The organism is Paenibacillus sp. Negev47 (genome assembly GCF_058313655.1).
In genome coordinates this window covers 2,626,271-2,649,729 of the sequence record NZ_CM177754.1, presented here as the reverse complement: position 1 = coordinate 2,649,729, position 23,459 = coordinate 2,626,271, and the positions used below count along the sequence as shown (strand labels likewise).

Annotated in this window: 21 protein-coding genes; 1 reads left to right on the top strand and 20 read right to left on the bottom strand. The window is 45.5% G+C overall.

Annotation, left to right across the window (positions count from 1 at the left end; translation table 11 throughout):
* Positions 1 to 6: 6 nt before the first annotated feature.
* The 16 genes from AC4G47_RS12195 to metH all read right to left on the bottom strand — a co-directional run bounded on the left by AC4G47_RS12195 (position 7) and on the right by metH (position 18,023).
* Positions 7 to 2,073: a hypothetical protein gene (locus AC4G47_RS12195; protein ID WP_491106160.1), complete on the bottom strand. Its 2,067-nt coding sequence runs from the start codon at positions 2,071 to 2,073 to the stop codon at positions 7 to 9.
* Positions 2,063 to 3,889, bottom strand: a complete 1,827-nt coding sequence (locus tag AC4G47_RS12190; protein ID WP_491106159.1) for a pilus assembly protein CpaF — start codon at positions 3,887 to 3,889, stop codon at positions 2,063 to 2,065. Before AC4G47_RS12190 ends, AC4G47_RS12195 begins: the two co-directional genes overlap by 11 nt.
* 7 nt (positions 3,890 to 3,896) lie before the next feature.
* Positions 3,897 to 4,727 (bottom strand): CpaE/TadZ family protein, encoded by an 831-nt coding sequence (locus AC4G47_RS12185; protein ID WP_491106158.1) that lies wholly within the window; start codon positions 4,725 to 4,727, stop codon positions 3,897 to 3,899.
* Positions 4,724 to 5,437, bottom strand: a complete 714-nt coding sequence (locus AC4G47_RS12180; protein WP_491106157.1) for a hypothetical protein — start codon at positions 5,435 to 5,437, stop codon at positions 4,724 to 4,726. The genes AC4G47_RS12185 and AC4G47_RS12180 overlap by 4 nt, the downstream gene beginning before the upstream one ends.
* A gap of 73 nt (positions 5,438 to 5,510) precedes the next feature.
* Positions 5,511 to 6,533 carry an SAF domain-containing protein gene (locus tag AC4G47_RS12175; protein WP_458122897.1) on the bottom strand — a complete coding sequence of 341 codons (1,023 nt, stop codon included), beginning with the start codon at positions 6,531 to 6,533 and terminating at the stop codon, positions 5,511 to 5,513.
* Positions 6,534 to 6,559: 26 nt separating this feature from the next.
* Positions 6,560 to 8,038 (bottom strand): serine/threonine protein kinase, encoded by a 1,479-nt coding sequence (locus AC4G47_RS12170; protein WP_491106156.1) that lies wholly within the window; start codon positions 8,036 to 8,038, stop codon positions 6,560 to 6,562.
* 190 nt (positions 8,039 to 8,228) lie between these two features.
* Positions 8,229 to 9,278, bottom strand: coding sequence for a 23S rRNA (cytidine(2498)-2'-O)-methyltransferase RlmM (locus tag AC4G47_RS12165; protein ID WP_491106155.1), 1,050 nt, complete (start codon positions 9,276 to 9,278; stop codon positions 8,229 to 8,231).
* A 6-nt stretch (positions 9,279 to 9,284) separates the two neighbouring features.
* On the bottom strand, positions 9,285 to 10,058 hold the full coding sequence (locus tag AC4G47_RS12160; RefSeq protein ID WP_338594986.1) for an ABC transporter ATP-binding protein: 774 nt from the start codon (positions 10,056 to 10,058) through the stop codon (positions 9,285 to 9,287).
* Positions 10,059 to 10,060: 2 nt separating this feature from the next.
* Positions 10,061 to 10,378, bottom strand: coding sequence for a thioredoxin family protein (locus tag AC4G47_RS12155; protein WP_062834898.1), 318 nt, complete (start codon positions 10,376 to 10,378; stop codon positions 10,061 to 10,063).
* Entirely contained in the window at positions 10,378 to 10,716 is a 339-nt protein-coding gene (locus AC4G47_RS12150; RefSeq protein ID WP_124115277.1) for a cyclic-phosphate processing receiver domain-containing protein, read from the bottom strand. Before AC4G47_RS12150 ends, AC4G47_RS12155 begins: the two co-directional genes overlap by 1 nt.
* A 19-nt stretch (positions 10,717 to 10,735) precedes the next feature.
* The gene (locus AC4G47_RS12145; RefSeq protein ID WP_491106691.1) at positions 10,736 to 11,584 is read right to left on the bottom strand and encodes a deoxyribonuclease IV; all 849 of its coding nucleotides are present in this window, start codon (positions 11,582 to 11,584) and stop codon (positions 10,736 to 10,738) included.
* Complete coding sequence (locus tag AC4G47_RS12140; RefSeq protein WP_491106690.1) at positions 11,574 to 12,395, bottom strand: Fpg/Nei family DNA glycosylase; 822 nt, start codon at positions 12,393 to 12,395, stop codon at positions 11,574 to 11,576. The genes AC4G47_RS12145 and AC4G47_RS12140 overlap by 11 nt, the downstream gene beginning before the upstream one ends.
* Before the next feature lie 6 nt (positions 12,396 to 12,401).
* Positions 12,402 to 13,211, bottom strand: coding sequence for a TIGR01457 family HAD-type hydrolase (locus tag AC4G47_RS12135; RefSeq protein ID WP_491106154.1), 810 nt, complete (start codon positions 13,209 to 13,211; stop codon positions 12,402 to 12,404).
* A gap of 81 nt (positions 13,212 to 13,292) precedes the next feature.
* Complete coding sequence (locus tag AC4G47_RS12130; protein ID WP_186327799.1) at positions 13,293 to 13,439, bottom strand: hypothetical protein; 147 nt, start codon at positions 13,437 to 13,439, stop codon at positions 13,293 to 13,295.
* Positions 13,440 to 13,567: 128 nt separating this feature from the next.
* Positions 13,568 to 14,506 (bottom strand): ribonuclease Z, encoded by a 939-nt coding sequence (rnz, locus tag AC4G47_RS12125; RefSeq protein WP_458122902.1) that lies wholly within the window; start codon positions 14,504 to 14,506, stop codon positions 13,568 to 13,570.
* A 76-nt stretch (positions 14,507 to 14,582) separates the two neighbouring features.
* Positions 14,583 to 18,023 (bottom strand): methionine synthase, encoded by a 3,441-nt coding sequence (gene metH / locus AC4G47_RS12120; RefSeq protein WP_491106153.1) that lies wholly within the window; start codon positions 18,021 to 18,023, stop codon positions 14,583 to 14,585.
* Between the two features lie 179 nt (positions 18,024 to 18,202).
* Here metH and AC4G47_RS12115 point away from each other — a divergent pair, with 179 nt between their 5' ends.
* Positions 18,203 to 18,748, top strand: a complete 546-nt coding sequence (locus AC4G47_RS12115) for an acireductone dioxygenase (protein WP_458122904.1) — start codon at positions 18,203 to 18,205, stop codon at positions 18,746 to 18,748.
* Positions 18,749 to 18,836: 88 nt separating this feature from the next.
* Here AC4G47_RS12115 and AC4G47_RS12110 read toward each other — a convergent pair whose 3' ends face one another.
* The 4 genes from AC4G47_RS12110 to AC4G47_RS12095 form a co-directional block, all read right to left on the bottom strand.
* Entirely contained in the window at positions 18,837 to 19,511 is a 675-nt protein-coding gene (locus AC4G47_RS12110; protein ID WP_145322120.1) for a GntR family transcriptional regulator, read from the bottom strand.
* 102 nt (positions 19,512 to 19,613) lie between these two features.
* Entirely contained in the window at positions 19,614 to 21,248 is a 1,635-nt protein-coding gene (locus AC4G47_RS12105) for an ABC transporter substrate-binding protein (protein WP_491106152.1), read from the bottom strand.
* Between the two features lie 288 nt (positions 21,249 to 21,536).
* Positions 21,537 to 22,409, bottom strand: a complete 873-nt coding sequence (locus AC4G47_RS12100) for a carbohydrate ABC transporter permease (RefSeq protein WP_036613592.1) — start codon at positions 22,407 to 22,409, stop codon at positions 21,537 to 21,539.
* A 12-nt stretch (positions 22,410 to 22,421) separates the two neighbouring features.
* Positions 22,422 to 23,351: an ABC transporter permease gene (locus tag AC4G47_RS12095; RefSeq protein ID WP_458127279.1), complete on the bottom strand. Its 930-nt coding sequence runs from the start codon at positions 23,349 to 23,351 to the stop codon at positions 22,422 to 22,424.
* Positions 23,352 to 23,459 lie beyond the last annotated feature (108 nt).

The window sequence follows — 23,459 nt, the reverse complement described above, 5'->3', positions numbered from 1 at the left end:
ACTGTGTTACAGTTTCTGAATTTGTTCATAATAAATGTTCATTTGCAAGAAGCTCATACCGACCAATGGAATGACCAGATACAAGAAGATAAGGGCATACATAGGTGTAAATCCGATGGTTCTCCCCCATGATGCTTTGACATCAATCATTTTGCTGTACTCCTGCTTGCGCTGTTCAAAATAGAAGGCCATCATGCTCTCAAGATCATCGAAGGCTTCACGGATTGAGATTTTGCCAAGGGCAAGCTGCAATTTATCAACCAGTCGCTGGAACTCGGGCAAGCCCGCCTCTTCCTTTAATTGTTCAAGTGCGTGCTCTGGCCCATGTTCAAAATGCAACAAACATTTTTGCAGCGGACGTTTAAAAATGACGGCAAATCGATTAAGCCACTCCAATATCTCTTCGACGGACATCCGGTCCATCTCACGCAATATGGAAATCACCGTCTGGAATTGATAGATTTCATGTCGCATATCCATACGCCGCATTTTCCGCTGAAATAACATCAACCAGACAGGCATGTAATAACCTGCTACACCCATGACAATCGCTAAAATCATTTCCCACCAGCGTACATATTGCTTGTTATACACCTCTAGCTTCTGCAAAATCCGCGTGATCGTCTCAGTCTGTGTATCGTGGTCCAACTGAACGGGAGATAACTGCTGTAACGCTATGGAGATGTCTTCGTATGTAGCCCCTCGGTTCATTTCTACACTTTCCAGCACGGATTGATCCAACGCTGTTTTTTCCTCAGCCTTCCTGAGATCCGCTTCAGCCATTGCGCCAAACATTCGGTCATCCCTTATCGGATCATACAAGATGTGATTACGTTCAACCTGGTGCAACAGCAAGATGCAGCCCATCGTAAGGACCAAACAACCTGCGAATAACATCACTCGACGAATGGCGAGCCATTCGTATTTTAACTCCGAACTACCCTCCCTCATCAGGCGTATCATTTGGCTGTACTGTGTACTGCCAGGTTTCGCTGCAAACAACATCGCCAATTTCCGTATGAAAGTTTGCTTGTACAGAAACTGATCCAACCATGAATGCTTATGCCCTGAACGGTAACGGGTCTCATCGTATTGCTGGAGCCTTTGCAGAAGCAAATAGGCAAGAATGATGATGACATAGATCGATATTTTGGTAACAAAACCGATTTTGCTGCGATAAAATTCATCCATTGTTGGGAAACTGACTCTGGCCCAACGTTCGATTGGAGCGGTGAACAATACAGGGGCGAGCGCGATGATGTTGAGTCCTTTGAGCAGATAATCTAATTTATCACGCCGCAAAATCTCCAAATGAATCTCCTGAGTCAGGTTCCCCAGTCCTTTAAGATAGATAGAACCTTGTGCCCTGTCCTTATCTCCGAACTCCATGACCATATAGGAAACACCTGCGAATCCTTTGAGAAAACGGTTGGGAGCTACTTCATAATAACGCTCCAGTGCTTCATTCGGATCTGGAGAAGTTAGAGCTTCGTAGATCAGTCTGACCTGTTCAGCCGCTTCTCCTGTACCTGCTTCAGCCGCTTCATAGAGCGCTTCCTCAACCATGCCATGCTGATGATATCGATGCCTTACATCTGCAAACAGGTCCAACATCTGCACCAGCAACCTCTTCTCCATTCGACTGAGGCACATATCCAGCACTAGACTGTTTAGCACCACAGCACAGAGCACGGACAATATTACAAAAGCGATACCCGGCTGCAGAAGAAACAGAATGACACTTATGCCTCCATAGCCTCCCAGAATAATCAGAACCACTGTCATCGTCATTCTTCGAAGTGACGGCTCATCCCCCACGTGACGGAATGAAATACGCTTCTGCACTTGTAAAATATAGGATGATAGCAGTGGGACTTTCATGCCAAAGCGGTAAGACTGCAACAAGAGTGATCCCAGTCCCTTGAATCCCTTCACGTTGGGCGTAAGAATAACGCCGGATTGACTTGTTGAGCCACCTCCTCTGCGACGTAGCAAGCTTAACACCAAGAGCGTGATCAGCAACCCTCCTGCACAAATACTTAATACGAGGAGCAGAATCCATTTAATGGTCATCCTGATCACCCCAATGTTGCTCCATAAATTGTTCAAACTTCTCGGCATCCTGCAATGTCATCTGTTCTCGCATGTCGATTATACTTTCCGAAGAGATAGGGGCTGTCGCAACATACGCTCCATCTCTGCACTCCACAACATTACGAAACGCAAAACCTGCCCTGTCTTCCACGCTGTCACCTTGATTCGCACGAGGAAGACACTCCGTAATACGTTCAATATATCTTCGTCCCTCAGCATCTTTCTTCATATGAACATCGAAATTAATGACACTTACAACCTGCTCCTCAGCAATATGTTCATGTTGGAACATGCCTGTCTTGAGCAAGGAATTACGGAGGGAGAAGACCAGATCCCGAAAAGTTTTGGCATGGTGTGTAAACAGGGTGAACAGACTGGCAACCTGGGACATTTGAATCATCCATGCAGCCACTTCATCACTCGCAACCTCACCAAGAATATTTACGGTACCATCCGTTTTTTTCTGCAAATCAAGCCCTTGTTGACCTGAAATATGTTCGGTCTCTCGGAAACTCAAAATATTACGTCGGCTGTAGATCCGTCTTAATTGAAGTTCGAACGCCATCTCCTGAACCCGAAGGGTATACGATGCATAGATGTGTTTGACCATAGCCATAAGCAACGTTGTTTTGCCAGACCCCTGTGCCCCGGTTACAGCTGTAATCCGGCTTCCTTTCATCAGATATTGAAGCAATATTATTGGCAGTTCTGCGTTGTTACCCGTAATCAGTTGTTCAAGTGAAGCATTCGGAATATCGAACTTTCGGACGAAGAATGCCCAGGATTCTGCAAAAGGAGGACGAACCACTACGACTCGTGAGCCGTCTTTCATCTCGTTCACCTTGTACCCACTCGCTTCCGACAACTGTCCCGGATAATTGTATTTGTATATGTTCTGGCAGACCCGTTTCAGTTCCCTAATGCTGCCGAATGACAGAAAGGACAGGTGGATGGACTTACCTTTATAAAAAATCCAGACACTTTCCATCCCACTCAGTGGTTCTTCATGTGCATCATCCTCGAGTCCTTGGTCCAGCAAATCATTCCATGATGCCGGTATTCGAAGTCCCATATTATGAACAGTATCCAGCATACCGCTGACACCACCGCTAACGCCGTCAATACGTTGGTCCCTTATTTCATCAACAATCGAGAACCCTTTGTAATGTTGATAGATACGTTGCACAATGATATCTGTCTTTTCTCTGAATCCAAGCTCTCGATATTCGCACTCGAACACATACTGAATATCCTCTTCGGAGATATAATAACTCCCTCCATCGTCTGAACCTTCCTCCATTCTCAGCCTGCCAAGATCGTAGGTATCAATCATTCGGGAAAGAGCATCCACACCGAATTGCTGTCGGTACAGATAGAACACAATTTCAAATCGGTCCCGGATCGTCAACAAATCAGGTTCAGCGAACAAAATAACTTCATCTACATTCGATTTGTTCAGACCTATACTTCGAATCAACAGATCTCCTATCAGGTTTTTGACATATGTTTTGTCGCTGATACTGCCGGAGACACAGCCTTTCAGGGCTTTTCTCATCTCGGCACGTTGATTGATTCTTCGACGATATTCTTCTTCGTGCAGACCTGCATCCGCGAGTTGACTATGACTAAGCTCATGAAGTGAGTTCTTCACCTTCTCAATCAATATGTCAATTGTGAATGATTCCTGTTCAGGAACACGAGCATTCTTTTCACGAAGAAAAGTTCTATACTTAAACCAGAGGTATGTCAGGCATAGAATCAAAATTAAACTTATCCATATGGTATTCCAGATCATCGGAGGTTCAGGCTCCCCTTTCCAGCCTCTTCAGAACCGTGCGCATACCTGCGCCGTCCATAATCAGGCGAGCGAGTCCGCTCATGCTTGCAGCGAAGCTCCCTTTGCGAGTATCCTTATTTTCACTCAAACTCTCCAACTGCAAGTACTTAGCAACATCTCGCCGGTTCATTGCATCCAGATATCCGGTTGTATACGGTATAGCAGATATCGTCCCCTTGTATTTGAATCGGCGTCGAATATTGGAAATGGTTGCACGTGAATGCGGATCGTATTTGTTAATTACAACATGCATATTCTGATAGTTCATTCGTTCTGGCAGGATCTTTTCAAAAAACAACTCCAAATTTCGCATATTTTGATCAAGGTTTATTACAACATAGTCCGCCTGTTGCAGCATGAGCTGCGAGTCCACACCGGATTGATCCGCATCCAGAAGAACCAGATCATAATATTCGTTAGCTACGTTCAGTAACTTTTTCACCGTCTCACCATGTTCCTGCGGAGAACGTTCCATCTCATTCATTCTTCCAGTCAGGAAATCAAGTCTTTCCTTCAGAAGTGGCTTGGTATAATCCCTGAGATTGTGCTTGTTCAGACTTCCGCTCGAATGCAGCCGTTCAACCGCATCCCAGCCGCCCTCTTCGAAGGTAAACACAGAATCTGTGGAATCCGTCTCATTAGATGGCAGAGCAGCTTCTGTGCCAGTTCCGACAAGGCCTGCATTAACAAGTAACACCCTTGTCCTATAGTGAAGTGCCATTGCATAGGCACTAATTAATGTGCTTGAGGTGCAACCTGATCCTGCAAAAGGACTCCAAAAGGTAATGGTACTCATGCTCTCATCCTTTCTGCTTCTTTCATTGCCCGACGACTGCGAACACTTTCCCAACCTGTTAACTGCTCGACCACGCGACATAACGACTTTTTGTAATTTCGGGATAGAGGACCAAGAAGAACTCTGCGATGATGCTCATTCTCAAGCTTAACCGCCGCTGTTAACTCATCCCACGGAAGCACTAAAGATTCTCCTGTCCAACCAAACGGGCTACCTTCCAGATACGCCCACAGATAACGAGCTTCAAGCTTGCAGTCTACCCCATTGATCAAAATACGCTGGAATGACAACTCAACAGGTAATGACTGTTCTTCAAGCAACCGTTTTAACCAGCCTTTGCCACGTTCCAGATTGTAACGCTCATAATCACTCACCCAGACTCTTACATCGGCGCTTAACCAAAGATTGCGCGAAGCAAAGTGGGAGGTCTCCATGTCATATAACACATAGTCATAACTATCCAATCGCTCGCCATTTACTTCAAGATGATTCTCTACTGCCGATGAAGTGACAAAATGACAAGCGATATCAAATCCTTCAAATTCCGTAATTCGCAAAGATTGCTGACTGTCCCCTACACCGTGCCCATACTTCTGTTGTAAGGTTCCATCTACAAGCAAGACCTTGTTGCCTGTCGAAGCCAATATCTTGCACAGATACAGCATCAGATCATTCTTCTCACATAAACCTGCAAAGATCCATGTATGCATGTATGCTTAACTCCCTTTCTTTTCTCAAACTCTTTGTTATATGAATTACTCAGTGAAATCTTCGTATGGGTGCCTACTCTCCACCCGTTAGCAGACTCTGCTGTTCATCTGATTGTGAAGCTTGAGCAGAATTATCCATGCTTTCCGTAACAGCCCCTGCTCCGTTTCCTGATCCATCATTCCACATCACTCCATCTGATGTTGCCGGATTATTCGCTGATGGACGACTGTTATAAGTAACTGAGGATTGTGCCACATCCTGTTCTACCCCTTTTGACGGTGCTGTCATGGAGGCAGCCAGAGAACTTTCAAGCGAACTTCGAACCTGTCTGGATAACTCCTGCTCGGCTCGTCGAACAATATTCGGATCACTCTCCAGCAGTTTTAACACTTCTGAATTGGCAGGGTACGTCGCGATTGCAGGTGTCTGAAATTGTGGTTCTACATAGGTTAAGGCATAGATTGAAGCTTTATGTAAATAGGCATCTACTATTGCACTTGAGAGTGACAGAATCTCTTCCTCCGTCATCGTAATCCATAAGGTAGCTGCGTTTAGTCGTTCCACTTTCTTCTTCGATAAGAGAACATAATCTTGTCCTGTGGGGAACTGGATACGCACATCAATAATATCTCCTTTAACGAGTGAAGACGGCAGTAGGACAACTTGCAGCTCTCGATTTCTTAAATCAGGCGGAGCCGGCGTATCCTCATATACCATTTCGGTGGTAATGGCTGTTCCCTTTTTCAACTCTATTTTGGCCACTTGGCCTTCCATTTGCTTGGTACTGGACCAGAGGTTTCGCGGCGCCTGTGCGTCCGGGACTGCAAGAAGCTTCAGATCTTCAGGCAATATCGGTTCACCTGCTTCGATATCCCGAATCGTAACCCAGCCTTGTGCTCCCGAATTCCATTGCTGCTTTAATTCAGCTTCCTTTTCCTCATATGCTGATAAATAACGGGCTTCTACGGCTGACCTGACATCACCCATCGTTTTGACATTATAAATAACATATCCTCCGAACACCAACCCTATAGTTCCTGCTCCGATAAGCCCGGCATAGATCAGTTGACGGCTTTGTTTTCTTAATTTAGACAACAGAGGCTCTCCTTTCGTAATCTCCTCTAATCATGTACTTTCCTTCGTGAAAAGAACGAACGTTTCTTGGGCTGCTGTGCCATCATATGCGTTAAAATATGAGAAAACACTTTATCCATCTGTACGTCCTTGTCAAAAGGATCAATGTGTAACGGCAAACCGTATACACTTGTTGTGTCCAGTGCTTTACGAATACGCTGAACAGCTTCACTTGCTGCCAGGGGCAGACAATATATCCATTTATCTCGTGGATACCGATGATGGGATCGAACAAAAGCGCCAATCTCCGCCTGTCTCCATTCGGCACCTGAGCCTATAACAATCGGTAGATCTGCACGCAGGAATTCTTCCAACCTATTCTGGTCCTGACCACTGCCGAGGTCCATCACGATGAATTGATAGCTCCCCCCAAGCAAAGATAAAATATCCGCTCGTCCGGATTGTTTCCAATAATGCACACCATCCACTGCAAACTGTCTGCCTACAGGCACCGGTTTACCCGCTTGTGCGATTTGTTGGATTCTTGCAAAGGATTGAGAACGAGGTGACATTTCAATCACAGCTACTTTGAAGTTTTTCCTTTCTAGATAATGACTAATAGCTATGGCTGTGTGAGTAACCCCTACACCAGGTGAAGCACCAGTCAGGGCAATAACTCTTGTTCCGCCATTCAAGGTCATCGTCGTATCTCCACTGGGCGTTATTCCCCCGGGTATTCGGAGCAGTTCCTTCCGTACCTCATCGGCAGATTGGAATCGCTCTTCGGCATTATACCTTAACAGTCTTCTCGCCACAGGGATGTATGTCCGCGGAACATCACTTCGGATAGAGCTTTCCACACCCTGAATCCATTCCGTATACGCCCCACTTGTCATAAGATACAGGAGCAATGCACCAAGTCCGTATAGATCTGAACGGGCATCGGTCTGACCTGAGCCATATTGTTCAGGTGCGGCGAAACCAGCTGTTCCCAACTTGACCGTATCTTCTACACTTTGTTTTTTGTAGCTTCTGGCGATGCCAAAATCAATTAATCTTACTTCATGTTCCGGCGTGATCATGATGTTTGATGGTTTCAGATCCCTATAGATCACAGGCGGATTCAGATTATGCAGATAACTCAACACATCCAGCAATTGAAGGACAAGCTCCGTCAACTGCTCCATCGGGATCTTCCCACGACACTGCTTGAAATACTCACTGAGCGTTAATCCTTCGATGTATTCCATCACCAAGTACGTGTACCCATCTTCATCCGGGACAAAAAAATCAACGATTTGCGGCAATCTTGGATGGCGAAGAGATGTCAGCAGCGCTGCCTCCGTCTCCATACTGCCTTCATATGGCATATCCGTTACGCTTTCTTTAATTGCCCAAATCTTGCCTGGCAACTTCAGATCCTCCGCCTCGTATACATGGCTCATTCCGCCTGTACCCAGAATGGATACGATACGATATCTACCTCCCAGCAGGCTTCCTTGTTCCAGCCTCGCCGGATGTCTCATATTAATTCCTCCTTCAATACACAACAAAAAAGGGAAAGCTTCACCGAAGAAGAACAGACCGGATATCCGGTTTCGTTCACTTCGGGATGCTTTCCCTCAGGTTTGTTATGGTTAATATTGGTATCATTATAGTATAGGCAGGAATAGATTGTAAAGCACAAAATTTAATGAGCTTAATCGAATCAATTTCTTAATATTTGACCATATAAAGTGTAATCTCTTCGCGGTTATGGAACAACTGCTTAGAACGTTGAATCTGCATTCGTGAACGCTCAAATGTATCAATTACATCTTTAATGAGCGCGAGCGGCTTTTTATGCAATAACTTCACGGTAACGATGGCTGTTCCCCCGGGCTGCAGGCTATACAGAAGATCCGATACAAGTCGGCTCATCAGTTTGGGACTCCAACTCATATCACATACGAGCAAATCGAATTCTCCTTCGCGGAAACGAACATCCCCTGCATTTTTTTTCAAGAAAGTCAGTTTGGGTGATGCCAGCAGGGTCGGATCCATCTTCGCCGGATCTACCGCCGTTACTTCAAGCCCGCGTTCAAGCAGGAACGAGGTCCATCCGCCTGGTGCTGCACCGATATCGAGTGCTTTATGAAAGGAAGTAAAGTCAATACCAAACGTTTGCTCAGCTTCAAGTAATTTGAACTTAGCCCGCGAAATCTGTCCGTCTTCTTTTTGAAAACGTACGGCTCCCCCGTTCCAGTCTGACAGATTCTGTTCAGGTCTGGATACGCCAGCATACAACATATCATTCGCAGCAAATACGGAAATGACATATTCAGCATCACGTACGACCCATTCACAACCTAGCTCATCCAGCTTTTCTGTCAGCAATTGCTTCAATGAGGCCGCATTTTCTTGCCAAAAGGATCCTTCTGTCTTCCGTACCTGCAGTACGACAGGGATGCCGGACAATTCCTTATGATTCAGAACGAATGCAATCAATTTCTCAATAGACTGTTCCGAATCTTCTGTATTCTCCTGAAACTGAACAGGCTGAATATGACGTAAAAACGTTGGATACTCTTCCCACAGCTTACTTGCAACTTCTTCTTCCGCTACAGGCAGACCCGCAAGCAAAATTTCTCCTGGTACGAGTACCGTGCTCTTGACCGCACCAAACGTGCGGCGCAACTCTTCCTGAGCATAAGGGGCAAAGCCATGATTGGCTGTGCATATAAAACGGGAGAAGTTGCCTTCTTCCCAAGACGATTGTGTACTCAAATTGTGTTACCCTCCAGAACGTACGCGTATCCACGGACGACCGTCATCCCACTGGATATCGACCGGGACATCGTACGTATGCTTAATTGTATCTTGTGTCAAAACTTCATGCTTGGGGCCTGCCGCAGCAATACGTCCATCGCGGATCAAGGCCACATGCGTAAACAAAGGTACGATCTCTTCAACATGATGTGTTACATACACAACTGTAATGTTACGCTGGCGCAGACGATCAATCTCGGCCAGCATTTTCTCACGTTCATATAAGTCTAGCCCGGCACAAGGCTCGTCCATAATCAGCAATTTTGGCTCAGCCATTAATGAACGAGCAAGCATGACTTTTTTGCGCTCTCCCTGGGATAACGTTCCAAGCGGGTTGTTAGCCAGGTTGGCAAAGCCCATATCATCCAACAAACTCATCGCCTTGGCTTTCACTTCATCAGGAATCGTCTGATAAAAACGCAAAAAAGCGTACGCTCCTGTAGCGACGACCTCCCATACCGGATCTCGGGGTGTTAATTTCTCAATCAACGTTTGGCTGATATAACCGATTTCCTTACGAACTTCCCTGACGTCACATTGTCCATACAGATTACCAAGTACTTCAATACGTCCCTGGCTTGGAAACATATATCCGTTCATCATTTCCAGTAATGTTGTTTTGCCAGAACCATTCCGACCTAGAATAACCCAATGTTCACCTTGTTCGATGCGCAAATGTACGTTATCCAAAATCTGATTCTCTTCTCGTCTAAGTGAGACATGTTCCATTGAAATTATACTCATTTCAGCACCGCCTTCCGGATCTCAGAGAGCAAGTGCTCTACAGAGCTCATCCGATAAACCATTTTTGGAACATCTTGCTGGCCGTCAAACAGCATCACGGCTGGTACGCTTGAAATTTGAAATTGTTGTACAAGTTCAGGAATGTCATGAATGTTCATTTCGGATAAAATACCTTCTGGCAGCATGTGCTCAACGACCTCCAACATCCGACGGGCTGCCGCACATGTCCCACATAAAGGTGTATATATAAATACAGCCTGTGGCATGCCTTCCCATACGCCGCGCATTAACATTTTGGATGTAATTGGCTTCATTAGCTTTCTTCTCCCGCAGCAACACGCAGCATGACCTCACCCGTCATTGGACCATTATGAATGGTTACCGAATCGGGTTTATTGCTATATAACATCTCGTACATCTGACGTTTCCCAAACATACTGGACGTATGCAAATAGATCTCGCGCGGAAACAACCCTTCTCGTACTATGGATGCCGCAACCTCACCGCCACTCGGTGAATCCGGACCAAGCTCATAATCCAGAGACAAAATGTCCACGTCACCTTCTCTTAGCAGCATCAAGCACTCTTCTGCATTCGTTGCCAGAACAAATCCTTTCGGACACGCCCGATAGTCATCCAAAAAAACATGCATACAATCGCTCCTCTCCCTATTATAACCAGGAACGCATGAGCGCTATATCATCACGGTGCGTTCCATCTTCGCCCGCTTCGGTTTCGAGCACAACAACCGCCTTTCGGAACTCAGGTGCATTTAACAATGCTTTCATCGAATCGTACCCGAGATAACCCTGTCCGATCCTCGCATGTCTATCCTTACACGAACCAGACGCATATTTGGAATCATTAAAATGTACAGCAGCAACATCATCCCAGTATCCCAGCACCCTGCCCTTATCGAGCATCGCCGCTTCGTTGCCTGAAGACCACAAACCTGAAGCAAAAGCATGGCATGTGTCAAAACAAAAAGCAATATGCTCCGGATATCGGCTTAATTTGCGAATCTGTATCATTTCCTCCATTGTAGTGCCCATCGGGCCATGATCACCTGCCTGATTTTCAAGCAGCACTTTCGAATGACCATCCCAATTTTCCAAGGCGGTATCCAGACAATGTATCAGGTTTTGATAGCCCTCCAGCGGATCGCTCGTTTTGATATGTCCAAAATGGACCACCGTCCCGACAGAACCGCAAGCATTTGAAATTTCAAGGTCATTGCGAATAGATGCTATCGTAGCATGAAACCCCGCCTCTCCACGGGTCATGCCCAACGCCGGATTCGTGGGATAGGGGGAATGTGCAATGGAAGCAAGTCCCTGCTGTTCACACCAATCCCTGCACTGCTCAGCATCCTTGAGATCCAGACTTTTCAGGCTGAGACTACGCGGGTTTTTCGGAAAATACTGAAATGCCGTTGCCCCCATCGCATGTGCTCTTTTGGCAGCCTGAAGAAATCCGCCTCTGGTACTGACATGTGCCCCGATTCCGGATCTAGGCCTCATGCTGGCATTTCGGACAGAAGAATGCCTTCTTGCCCGTAATTTCCACTCGTTCAATGGTTCCCCCACAACGTGGACAAGTCTCCCCTTCACGGTCGTACACCCGACATTGCTCGTCAAAGCTTCCTGTTTTGGTGTCCCCTTGCATCAGTGGCATTTCCATATAACCACCCTCAGAAGCTGCTTCGCGAAGCACGGACTGCATCGAATGGAACAAGCGCTCCGTCAGCTCCGGCGAACTCGCAATGTTCTGCGTTTTGGAGCTTGGTCTCAGACCTGCAGCAAAAGCAATCTCATCGGAATAACAGTTGCCGATCCCCGCAATAATATGCTGGTTCACCAAAGTCGTCTTAAGCGTACCCCGACGACCTTTTAACAGAGAAGCAAAACGTTCAACGCTCATCCGTCGATCCAGAGGTTCAGGTCCAAGATCAGACATCGCTTCTTCGGTTTCTTTTGAGGTAAGCAGATGTAAGTACCCCAAGCGCAGACCGATGAAGAATAAAATGTGATCTCCAAACTGGATTTCCACCTGTGTGGAACGATCAGGGCGCTCCTCTTCCGTGCCCCAGAAAATCATACCGCCCAACATGAGGTGCAGGACCAGACGTTTGCCATTGGCCAAGTGGAAAATCAGATGCTTCGCTCGGCGCTCAACAAATATGATGCGATTGCCTGTAAGTTCACTGATGAACAGATCAGGTTCCGTATTTATCGTTTTATCGCGATTAATTACAACACCTGTAATCGGTAGATCAAGTATTTTCTCGGACAGCAAGGCCCGGTAATTTTCCATTTCCGGCAGTTCCGGCATCATACATTACCCCTTTTTGGAAGCTTGGTCTGTCTGTTGCGACAGCCACTCCATCAATTTATGCAAATCTTCAAACACATGATCAGGTCGAGCCTTGGCTGCTTGAATGTGTCCATCCATATTATCCCGTGTTGTCACACCGGTAAGAACCAGCAATGTCTCACATCCTGCTGCCACCCCCGCTGCAATATCGGTACGCATATTGTCTCCGATTACTGCCACTTCATGAGACGCCAAGTTCAGCCGGCTAATGGCTGACTTCATTATAACGCTCGATGGCTTGCCAATAACGGTAGGATGAACGCCGGTTGCGGCTTCAATTGCTGCTCCGATCGTTCCAGCTCCGGGTGTCAGCCCATCATCCGAAGGGAGCTGCAAGTCCGGGTTGGTCATGATGAATTTTGATCCCTCATTAATCCACCGGAGAGCCTTGGTCAATTTCTGATAGGAAAATTCACGATCAATCCCTTGTATGACGTAATCTGGGGCATCTTCCGTCAACTGTAGCCCTGCTTCTTTTATGGCTTGCAGCAGTCCTGTTTCTCCAATACAGGCCACTTTCGCACCCGGTGACTCTTCTGCAACGTATTCAGCAGCTGCCACTGCAGAAGTACATACTTCAGACGCATCCGCAGGTATCCCCATCCCGTTCAGATGATCTGCCACGCCTTGTGGGGTACGGGAAGAGTTATTCGTTACAAATAAATACGGTTTCCCTAGCTCTTGCAGTGTTCGAATAAGCTGATCGGCTCCTTCGATACGATGTCTGCCATGATAGAGCGTACCATCCAAGTCAATCAGATAGGCCTTAATCACACACAGCACTTCCTTTCTTTATTCCATTAACATTTCATGTCCTTAATCATTTATCTCAAACTTTAACGCGAACCTATGTATTCAGGCAAAAAATATGGGCTTGCTGGCATATGCACGCAACAAGTCGAACCAGATCGAACACCGACGGTTTAACTCGCGCGCCTTCTGTACAAGCTTGTCATTTCCTGCGCTTTCCCGGAAAATAATTTGAATCATTTCCCTCTTCATATTGCCCATCCTACACGCTTTCTGACCAGATTGCAAAAGGGACCGCGGGAGTTCCTCTCCCTCAGTCCCGTGCAATTTCCCGGTTCTTCATGTGACGTGTTTAGCCGTGCCCTGGTTCGCAGTCATGGTTAAGATTCTTGCTTGCGATGCACGACAGGAATAAGTTGATGTTCATTGGCAAGTCTTGTATTTGGGAATACAGACTGCGCCTCTTCCAAAAGTGGCTGCAGTTGATCTTCATCCTTATAACGTGAGCTAAAGTGAGTCATGATCAGTTGCCCTACATTGGCTGCTCTAGCCGCTTCTGCCGCTTGTTTTGAAGTACTATGATAGTACTCATGCGCTGTATCGGCCAGATCATGCATGAATGTAGCTTCATGTACAAGTACATCTGCATTTAAGGAAAGCGGATGTACATTGTCACATGGACGTGTGTCACCCAATATGGTAATCACCATGCCGCGTTTTGGGGCTCCCAATACATCTTCAGGACGAAGCGAATGGCCGTTATCGAGCGTAATGGTTTCTCCACGTTTCAGCCGACCGAACAATGGCCCTGGTTTCAAACCATATTCCGCCAGTTTGGCTGGGTCCAGGCTGCCTGGACGATCTTTTTCCGTGATCCGGTACCCATAGCTGTCAATCCGGTGCTCAAGCAAAGCTGCTTCCACGATAAAACTGTCATCTTCAAATAGGACTCCGCCCGTATGTTCAACGATATTCAAATCATAATTAACCCTGGATTGGCTAAGCTCCATTGTTGTACTTATCATTCGTTCCGTACCTGGGGGACCATATACCGTTAATGGTGTAGTTCCACCCTGATAGGCTCTGCTCGAAAGCAGCCCTGGAAGTCCAAATACATGATCACCATGCAGGTGAGTAATGAATATTTTCTCCAATTTGCTTAGTTTAAGCGGAGAACTTAAAATCTGGTGCTGCGTTCCTTCCCCGCAGTCAAACAACCACAAAGCTCTGCGCTCATCCAACATGCGTAGCCCAATGGAAGTTACATTCCGCTGTAGCGTAGGTACACCAGCATTAGTTCCCAGGAAATATAGTTCCATTCTGGATCGCACCTCTTTCTGTTGCCAGCAAAAAACCTCCGACAATGCGGAGGGCTTTGCCTGACACTCTACTGATTTATGCCTTTTCTACGTTAAAATACTTAGCTTGCGGATGGCTGAATACCATCGCTGATACGGAAGCTTCAGGTTCCATCATGAAACCTTCCGTCAATTCCACACCGATATCCTCAGGCTGCAGCAACTTGAACAGCGGCCCTTGGTCTTCCAGATCCGGACAAGCCGGATATCCAAAGGATACCCTAATCCCTTGATAGCGTGCACCGTGACGTTGCTTCATGGTCATCTGAGCAGAATCCGGGAATCCCCAGATGTCTCTCATCATATGATGCACACGTTCAGCTAATCCCTCTGCTACTTCGAGCGCTACGGATTGCAGAGCATGCGAGCGAAGGTAATCCCCTTTATCTTTCCACGCAGTGGATAGTTCACGCACACCGTGTCCAGCCGTAACAACCATGAAACCAACGTAATCCATCTGACCGGATTCAACAGGCTTCAGGAAGTCGGACAGGCACAGGAACGGCTCGACTTTTTGACGTGGGAACGTAAAAGTATGCAAGATATTACTTGTGTCCTTTGGATCATAGATGATGATGCTGTTACCACTGGACTGAGCAGGGAAGAAACGATACATGGCATGCGCCTGAATAATTCCGTCACGAACAGCCTCTTGCATGATATCATCCACTACTGCTTTCAGATCAGTAGCCTTCTTATCACCTGAAGCAAGCAGTTGTTCAACTGAACCGCGCAACCCCAGATGATGTCCAAGCAACATCTGCATGTTCACGTATGGCAGGATGTGTGATAATGGGTAGTTGCGCATGATATGCCGATCCAAATCAGGCGGTACAAGAACCGGATTATCTAAGGCGATATCCGAACGCTCCACCCGTGTAAGCTCTGGAAGAGTCTGAACGGCTACAGCCCCCGAAGCATCAGCTTCTTTCTCAGCTTCCATCTCCAGTTGCATCGCTTCACGTGTAACGGGATTCATCAATTTGTTCGCCAGATCCAGCCCATCCATTGCATCTTTCGCATATACAACCATTCCGTTATATTCAGGACGTATACGATTTTTGGTGAATTTACGTGTCAGCGCCGCTCCGCCAACCATAATAGGCACATCAATACCTGCTGTTCGTAAATCCTGAGCGGTAAGAATCATCTGCTGCGCTGATTTTACCAATAGACCCGAGAGGCCGATTGCATCGACTTTTTCTTCTCGGTATGCCTCAATGATACGTTCTGGTGGTACTTTTATACCCAAATTAATGATCCGGTAACCGTTATTGGACAGGATGATCTCTACCAGATTCTTACCGATGTCATGAACATCACCCTTGACCGTAGCCAGAATGATCTTGCCTTTAACAGAAGTCTCGTTCTTCTCCATGAATTGCTCCAAATATGCCACAGAAGCCTTCATAACCTCCGCACTCTGCAACACCTCAGCTACAATCAACTCATTGTTGTTAAAGAGACGGCCTACTTCCTCCATCCCCCGCATCAGTGGACCGTTAATCACTTGAAGTGCCGTATATTTGGCAAGTGCCTGTTCGAGATCCGGCAGCAATCCCTCTTTACTTCCTTCCACAACATATGAAGCGAGACGCTCTTCTAATGAAAGGTTCGAGATTTTTTCCTTCTTCTCAACCTTCTTGTTGCGGAACGCCGCTACAAACGCCGCCAGTGTTTCGTCATTGGTATTATATAAAAGCTCTTCCGAAAGTCTGCGTTCTTCTTCCGGAATGGAGGCATAACGCTCCAGTTTCTCTGTATTCACGATCGCATAGTCGAGACCTGCTTTGGTACATTCATACAAAAATACAGAGTTCAGCACTTCACGACCTGCTTCAGGCAGTCCGAATGAAATGTTACTGATCCCGAGTATCGTATGACATTCAGGCATCGCTTCCTTGATCACTCTTATACCTTCAATGGTTTCTTTCGCTGAACCGATGTACTGTTCATCTCCCGTACCTACCGGGAACACCAACGTATCAAAAATCAGGTCTTCTGGTTTGAGTCCATATTTGTTCACCAGTAGATCGTAAGAGCGCTTGGCTACGTCAAGCTTGTCCTCCCGACTAATCGCCTGACCGCGTTCATCAATCGTTCCGACGACAACCGCACCACCATATTTATGCAGCAATGGCGTGATCAGCTCAAATTTCTCTTCGCCATCCTCAAGGTTAATGGAGTTAATTATTGCTTTACCCTGGCAGTACTGGAGGGCCAGATCAATTACTGAAGCATCTGTCGTATCGATCATGAGTGGAACTTTTACTTTTTTCACAACGAGTTCAAGGAACTTCACCATGTCTTCAGACTCTTCACGGTCTGGGTCTTGTACACATACATCGACAATGTGCGCTCCGTTTTTCACTTGAGCACGAGCTATTTCCGAAGCTTCTTCATATTTGCCTTCAACAATAAGCCGTTTGAACTTCCGTGATCCCAGCACGTTCGTACGCTCTCCGACCATATATGGGCGATTGTCCTGTTCGATGTAGATCGGTTCTATACCTGACAGTGCAGGTGGGTGTGTTCCGTTCATTTCTCTTGGGGGGTACTGGGCTAGTGTATCCCGCATGGCCCGAATATGTGCGGGAGTTGTTCCGCAACATCCACCAGCAATATTCAACCAACCCTGTTCGGCAAAAGCACCAATTTTCTGAGCAAGAGAATCTGGGGACTCGTGATAATTACCATTCTCATCTGGAAGACCCGCGTTCGGGTAACAACTAACGGCAACCGATGCCATTCCAGAAAGCGAGCGAATGTGATCACGCATGAACTCTGGACCTGTAGCACAGTTTAGTCCTACCGAAATTGGGTTAAGGTGTTCTAAGGATATATAAAAGGATTCGATGTTCTGACCTGCAAGGGTCGTACCCATGGGTTCTATTGTTCCTGATATCATCAGTGGCAGGGTAATGCCACTCTGTTCAAAGGCCTGCTGAATTCCAATGCTGCCTGCTTTTACATTGAGGGTATCCTGTGAGGTTTCAAGCAGTAGCGCATCAACGCCTCCCTCTATTAAAGCAAGCGCTTGCTCCAAATAACTGTCGATCAGTTCCTGGAACGTCACTCCCCCAGTAACAGACAGTGTTTTGGTTGTTGGTCCCATCGCACCTACCACATAACGTGGAGATTCTGGTGTAGAAAAACGATCAACTGCAGCTTTCGCAATTCTGGCTGCTTCCAGGTTGATCTCCCGTGCACGATCCTGAATATCGTATTCAGCAAGTACGACTGATGTTGCACCAAATGTGTTAGTTTCAATCAGATCAGCGCCAGCTTCAAGATATTCTTCATGAATGCGCTGGATTAGCTCTGGACGAGTAAGCACTAACATTTCATTACATCCATCCAGATCTTCGCCGCCAAAATCTTCACCAGTCAGATCAACTTGTTGAATCATGGTCCCCATTGCACCGTCGAGGATTAATATTCGTTGTTTTAATGCATCGTGTAGACTAATCTTATCCAATATCTTCACCCCCGCAAAACGTTAAATCTTAGTTTAACAGAAACTAACTTAATGTGAAAGATCGGTTTTGCTCCCGTAAGATGGCGGGTTTGCTCGAATATGAACGGAATTTGAGAATCGACAAAAACAGAGCAATCCGATATAATTCAATTAAACCAAGTGGAAAAGAGGGAAAGAACATGGCTGAAATTGTAATCCGAAATACGAACGAACGCATCACTGGTGACGAAAACGTTCGAAATTTCTTGAACAAATACGAAGTATTATATGAGAAGTGGGACGCATCCAAACTGAACACTGATCTGCAAAATAACTTTGGATTGACTGATGATCAGAAAACCGAGGTTTTGGAAACTTACGATTATGAAATCAGAGATTTGGCTGCACGTCGCGGATATCAGATCTGGGATGTCATCACGTTGTCCGAACAGACACCAGATATCGAAGAGAAACTGGCCAAGTTCGAAGAGATCCACACCCACGCTGAAGATGAGATCCGTGCAATTGTTGCCGGTAAAGGAATCTTTGTTATCAAAGCTACAGATGATGTAGGATACTTTAATGTAGAACTGTCTCCTGGAGACGTCATCTCCGTACCGGAGAATACACCGCACTTCTTCACTTTAATGGAGAACAAACAAATCATAGCTGTACGTCTGTTCATCGAAAAGGATGGATGGATTGCAGATCCGTATCCTGATCCTACGTTTATCAAACAAGGCTAAGACTCCCTTGTTGCGATTCAATAAACCAAAAGCCCTGTTCATTTGAACAGGGCTTTTGGCATGGAGCGTATTTTACAACATCTGCGTACTAGATAAAATAATGTGGGTATTTTGCTTTTATCGATTCCTGTTCAATCACGACAAGTCTGAGATGAGCTTCCATCACCTGAACCGCTTGCTCCGTCTTACGCTCTGTAATAAGTCGATAAATCTCTTTATGTTGCGAGATAATGACCTCCAGGTTGGAATCCTCCGCTAGACGTAATAAACGTAACCGATTAAACGGGATATTCAGCTGTTGCAACATTTTCCACGTTCTAAGCTTCCCTGTGCCCTGAAACAAAATCTGATGAAACTCTTCATCCAGTTCGAACAGTCGATAGAAATTGTTTTTCCCTATACATACTTCCTGCATTGCAATGTTGGTTTCGAGTCTGAATCGAAACTCCTCAGGAAACGAAACACAAGCCAAAGTCACGATTTCCTTCTCCATCTTCTCCCGCATAAATCTGCCTTCTTCCACATGCTCCAAGTTGATATGAGAGACTATGGTTCCACTCTGTGGAATAATGTCCAGCAGTTCTTCTTCAGCAAGCTTCATGAATGCTTCCCGCACGGGGGTTCTGCTCACCTGCAGTTCATCTGCAATCTCTTTCTCTGAAATCTTGGTACCAGGCTTAAGTTCCAGATGAAGAATTCGTTCTTTTAACAGATTATATGAATATGCCCGGGTCGAGCCTCTAATTTTTTGATTAAGTGACATGCCTTGACCTCTTTCTCTCAGCCGTATTCATTCATCTTAGCACAAATTACCGTTCCACTTAAATATCGGAGTGAAACGGTAATCCGGCCAGCATCAACTATGTTATTGCTTGTTTTCTTTGTAGGCTTTATACGTATCATTTGCCAGCTTCAGATAATTAGATAATCCTTGACTGTCCAGTTCTTTGGCGAAAGTATCGAATTCAGACAAGTCACGCTCACCCAAGATAAATTTAAGTGTATTCTGGTCCGAATAATCTTTCAGTGGTGTACTCAGAAGTGTCACCCGTTCACGATCTTCAGAAGAGTATGGAATTGGTGGTTCTGCCGGGATAACTTCTTTGGTATCCTTCATATCTTGCTGGAATTTCAACTCTTCTTCACTAAACATGGATTGCAGCAGATCTGTAGTACCCCCATAGGCAAATACACCACCAGAGAAGCCATAGTCAATACGCAAATCCTTCGTTCCTTTCGGATTCAAACCATTGTAGTTAACGTCCTCTGCCAATTTACGTTTCCCATCTTCTTTGGTGAATGTTTCACCTTCTACGCCCCACTTGGCGAACTCTTGCCCCTCATCACTGTAGTACAGCCAATCAACGAATTGCATAATGGCTTTGAAATTTTCGCTCTTTTGAATTTTCCCGGAAATCATGACACCGTTTTCAAGTCTCGACCCGGACATCAGCTGTCCTTTTGGTCCACCAGGTACTGTAATCTTCGCAACCGAGAATTTACCCTCTCCCAGCGTTTTGTTCATATCATTTCGGTGCAACACCACCGTTTGGGAATTACCATTAATCATGAATGATTTGCCGGATACAAATTTCTGTACAGCCTGATCATCATCCTGTGTAAAACTCTCCTTATCGAGCAGCCCTTCGGATACCAATTTGTTAAAGTACGTTAGCATTTCCTTATACTCCGGTGTAGTAGCCGTGTACACAAATTGATCCTGATCTTCTTTATACGTCAGTCCATTACCAAAACCCCATCCAGCCTTGGTGCCAAAACCGGTAGCAGCGATGTTCAACGTACTATTGAATTGGAATCGGTCCGAAAACGGAATGGAATCCGGATAGATCTCTTTTAGCTTTTTGGCTGCATCATACAATTCGTCCCATGTGGTCGGGATGGCAATGTTATTTTCCTCAAAAACATCTGTTCTTACAAGTAGTGTGTAATCTGGCCATACTTCTTCATGAAGACCCGGAAGTACATAGTACTTTCCATCTTCCTGTCGAAGTCCTTCGAGTTCATCTTCCAATCCCCATTTTTCCACTTTATCCTTGAAGTTCGGCATCAAATCAATATAGTCGCTAATCGGCAAAATCGCACCGGAAGATACAAATGCAGACTCTTCACCTGGGTACGTTTTAGGAATAACCAGTGGTGCATCACCAGAACTAATCAACAGAGATCTCTTCTGAGAGTAGTCGCTCATAGGTACAATCGTTGGCTCAAGCGTAACACCCGTCAGTTCGGTGATTTTATCAAAAAGTAACCAGTCTTTTTTATATGGATAACTAGGTTGATCACTATATAGTATGGAAAGATTAAATGGCTCTGTCGCTTTAAATGTGTCCCCTACATTGTACGTCTCCATCGCAGCGTTGGTCTGAACTTCTGTGACGTCACCTCCAGTTCCAGTACCGCTGCTACATGCTGCCAGAACGACGGTCATCATTGTTGCCAAAACCATTTTACCGACAAACTTACGTGGCTTTTGATTCATTTAGGTTATCCCCCTGAATTTGGTTTAGGTTGACTTGCCTTAAAACTTTTTAAATACCTCTAAAAGTTAATCATGTGAATCATTCTTTATAAATTGAACAATTCATTTACACAAAACGAAGAGGACAGAAAAAACCTGAAAAAGCGTAGCGCTCGCCTTTATCACCGGATTTTCCCTTTTAAACAGGGAATCGAAAAAATCTGGGGATAACAGCGATTGGAAGGTTATTCTGTCAGCGGAGTGTTCCGTGTAAATCATCTTTAGTTCAATTTATATAGCTGCTACGTATTACTGTTTAACAGACCCTAACATGATACCGGTTACAAAGTATCTTTGAACAAATGGATAGATCGTGAGTATCGGCAAGATGGTTAATACCATCGTTACAGATTTAATATTGGCAGCAATCTGTGTCAGGTTATCAGCTGAGGTTGCACCGGCAGATGCCCCGCTGGTCGCTCCTGCAATCATATTGCGCAAATAAATGGTGACTGGGAACAGTTCTTTTTTGTCCAAATACAGAAAGGCTGGGAACCATGAATTCCAATGGCCCACTGCGTAGAACAGCACCATGGTTGCCATAACCGCTTTACTCAACGGCAATATAATGCGTAACAAGATCCCGTAGGTGTTCAACCCGTCAATAGAGGCAGCTTCCTCCAGTTCTTCAGGCATATTCTCAAAAAATGACTTCATGATCAGCATGTTGTATATGCTAATTGCGCCAGGAACAACAAGTGCCCACATGGTGTTGTTGAAGCCAAGAGAATTAATCAAGACATAGTTTGGAATCAGTCCACCACTGAAGAACATCGTGAACACGGCGAACATCGTCAGAAACTTGCGACCCATCAACCTCTTTTTGGACAGGGCATATGCGAAAATAGTCGTCATGAACATGGAGATTAACGTACCTACCACGGTGTAAATAATCGTATTTTTATAATTGGTCCAGAACATGCTGTCACGTGAGATGGTCTTATACGTCTCCACATTGAATCCTCTTGGAAACAGACTAACCTTGCCCGAATTAATATAAGATTCACTGCTGAAGGATTGTGCCACGACATTCAAGAATGGATAGAGCGTTATAAATACCACGAATAGCAGAAAAATGACATTAAAAACTTTAAATACCTTATAAGATCTGGATTCCTGCATGATGCTCCTCCTTTACCATAAGCTTCTTTGTGTCAGTCTGCGTGAGATGGCATTTACGGAGAACACCAGAATCAGACCGATCAGCGATTCGAATAAGCCAATTGCGGTAGCATAACTGAAGTTACTGGATTCCAGTCCGACCCGATACAGGTAAGTGGAGATTACATCAGATGTCTCATAAATAAGCGGATTGTACAAGAGCAAAATCTTTTCAAATCCAACAGCCAGGAAATTACCCATGTTCAAAATCAATAACGTCACAATGGTTGGCAAGATACCTGGAAGCGTTACATAAATCGTTTGCTTCCAGCGATTGGCTCCATCAATACGCGCAGCTTCATACAAAGAATCATCAATGGTTGTCAGTGCAGCCAGATACAATATCGCTCCCCAACCCATACCCTGCCATACCTCTGAAGTGATATAGATTGTTCTGAACCATTCAGCCCGCTGCATAAAAGGAATACTGTCTCCGGTGAAGAAAGCCACCAGTCCATTAATGGAACCATTCACTGCTGTCAGTTGCAGGATCATACCCGCAACGATAACGATGGACAGAAAATGAGGCAGATAAGACGCGGTCTGTACAAACTTTTTGAATCGTTTACTTTTCACTTCGTTAAGCATCAAGGCAAAAATAATTGGAACCGGGAATGTAAAGAGTAACGCAAGTCCACCCAACATCAGCGTATTACCGAATACTCTCCAGAAGGTAGGGTCCTCAATGAACATTTTGAAGTATCGTAATCCAACCCACGTTTCTCCAAATATACTTCCCCCAGGAACAAAACGTCTGAACGCAATCACATTACCAATCATCGGTCCATATTTGAAAATAAGGAGATAGATGATGGGAAGGATCAATAGTGAATACAGCTGCCAGTCTTTGCGAAACAAGGTTGCTGCCGTTCGTAATCTGCTCTCTTTACGTAAAGATGTCATGGTTAACGTTGTTTTAGCGGTTTCCGACTCCATGTGTTTTCACTCCGATCCAGGACTTGATAAGTAAGAGTAATTCATGTACAACCCCATTGTTTCTCCTGTTGTAGA

What these genes read in the sequence shown, in the direction of transcription:
- AC4G47_RS12195 (WP_491106160.1), bottom strand. Translation starts at nt 2,073, where the DNA reads ATGACCATTAAATGGATTCTGCTCCTCGTATTAAGTATTTGTGCAGGA.
- AC4G47_RS12190 (WP_491106159.1), bottom strand. Translation starts at nt 3,889, where the DNA reads ATGATCTGGAATACCATATGGATAAGTTTAATTTTGATTCTATGCCTG.
- AC4G47_RS12185 (WP_491106158.1), bottom strand. Translation starts at nt 4,727, where the DNA reads ATGAGTACCATTACCTTTTGGAGTCCTTTTGCAGGATCAGGTTGCACC.
- AC4G47_RS12180 (WP_491106157.1), bottom strand. Translation starts at nt 5,437, where the DNA reads ATGCATACATGGATCTTTGCAGGTTTATGTGAGAAGAATGATCTGATG.
- AC4G47_RS12170 (WP_491106156.1), bottom strand. Translation starts at nt 8,038, where the DNA reads ATGAGACATCCGGCGAGGCTGGAACAAGGAAGCCTGCTGGGAGGTAGA.
- AC4G47_RS12155 (WP_062834898.1), bottom strand. Translation starts at nt 10,378, where the DNA reads ATGAAGCCAATTACATCCAAAATGTTAATGCGCGGCGTATGGGAAGGC.
- AC4G47_RS12150 (WP_124115277.1), bottom strand. Translation starts at nt 10,716, where the DNA reads ATGCATGTTTTTTTGGATGACTATCGGGCGTGTCCGAAAGGATTTGTT.
- AC4G47_RS12145 (WP_491106691.1), bottom strand. Translation starts at nt 11,584, where the DNA reads ATGAGGCCTAGATCCGGAATCGGGGCACATGTCAGTACCAGAGGCGGA.
- AC4G47_RS12140 (WP_491106690.1), bottom strand. Translation starts at nt 12,395, where the DNA reads ATGCCGGAACTGCCGGAAATGGAAAATTACCGGGCCTTGCTGTCCGAG.
- AC4G47_RS12130 (WP_186327799.1), bottom strand. Translation starts at nt 13,439, where the DNA reads ATGAAGAGGGAAATGATTCAAATTATTTTCCGGGAAAGCGCAGGAAAT.
- rnz (WP_458122902.1), bottom strand. Translation starts at nt 14,506, where the DNA reads ATGGAACTATATTTCCTGGGAACTAATGCTGGTGTACCTACGCTACAG.
- AC4G47_RS12115 (WP_458122904.1), top strand. Translation starts at nt 18,203, where the DNA reads ATGGCTGAAATTGTAATCCGAAATACGAACGAACGCATCACTGGTGAC.
- AC4G47_RS12110 (WP_145322120.1), bottom strand. Translation starts at nt 19,511, where the DNA reads ATGTCACTTAATCAAAAAATTAGAGGCTCGACCCGGGCATATTCATAT.
- AC4G47_RS12105 (WP_491106152.1), bottom strand. Translation starts at nt 21,248, where the DNA reads ATGAATCAAAAGCCACGTAAGTTTGTCGGTAAAATGGTTTTGGCAACA.
- AC4G47_RS12100 (WP_036613592.1), bottom strand. Translation starts at nt 22,409, where the DNA reads ATGCAGGAATCCAGATCTTATAAGGTATTTAAAGTTTTTAATGTCATT.
- AC4G47_RS12095 (WP_458127279.1), bottom strand. Translation starts at nt 23,351, where the DNA reads ATGACATCTTTACGTAAAGAGAGCAGATTACGAACGGCAGCAACCTTG.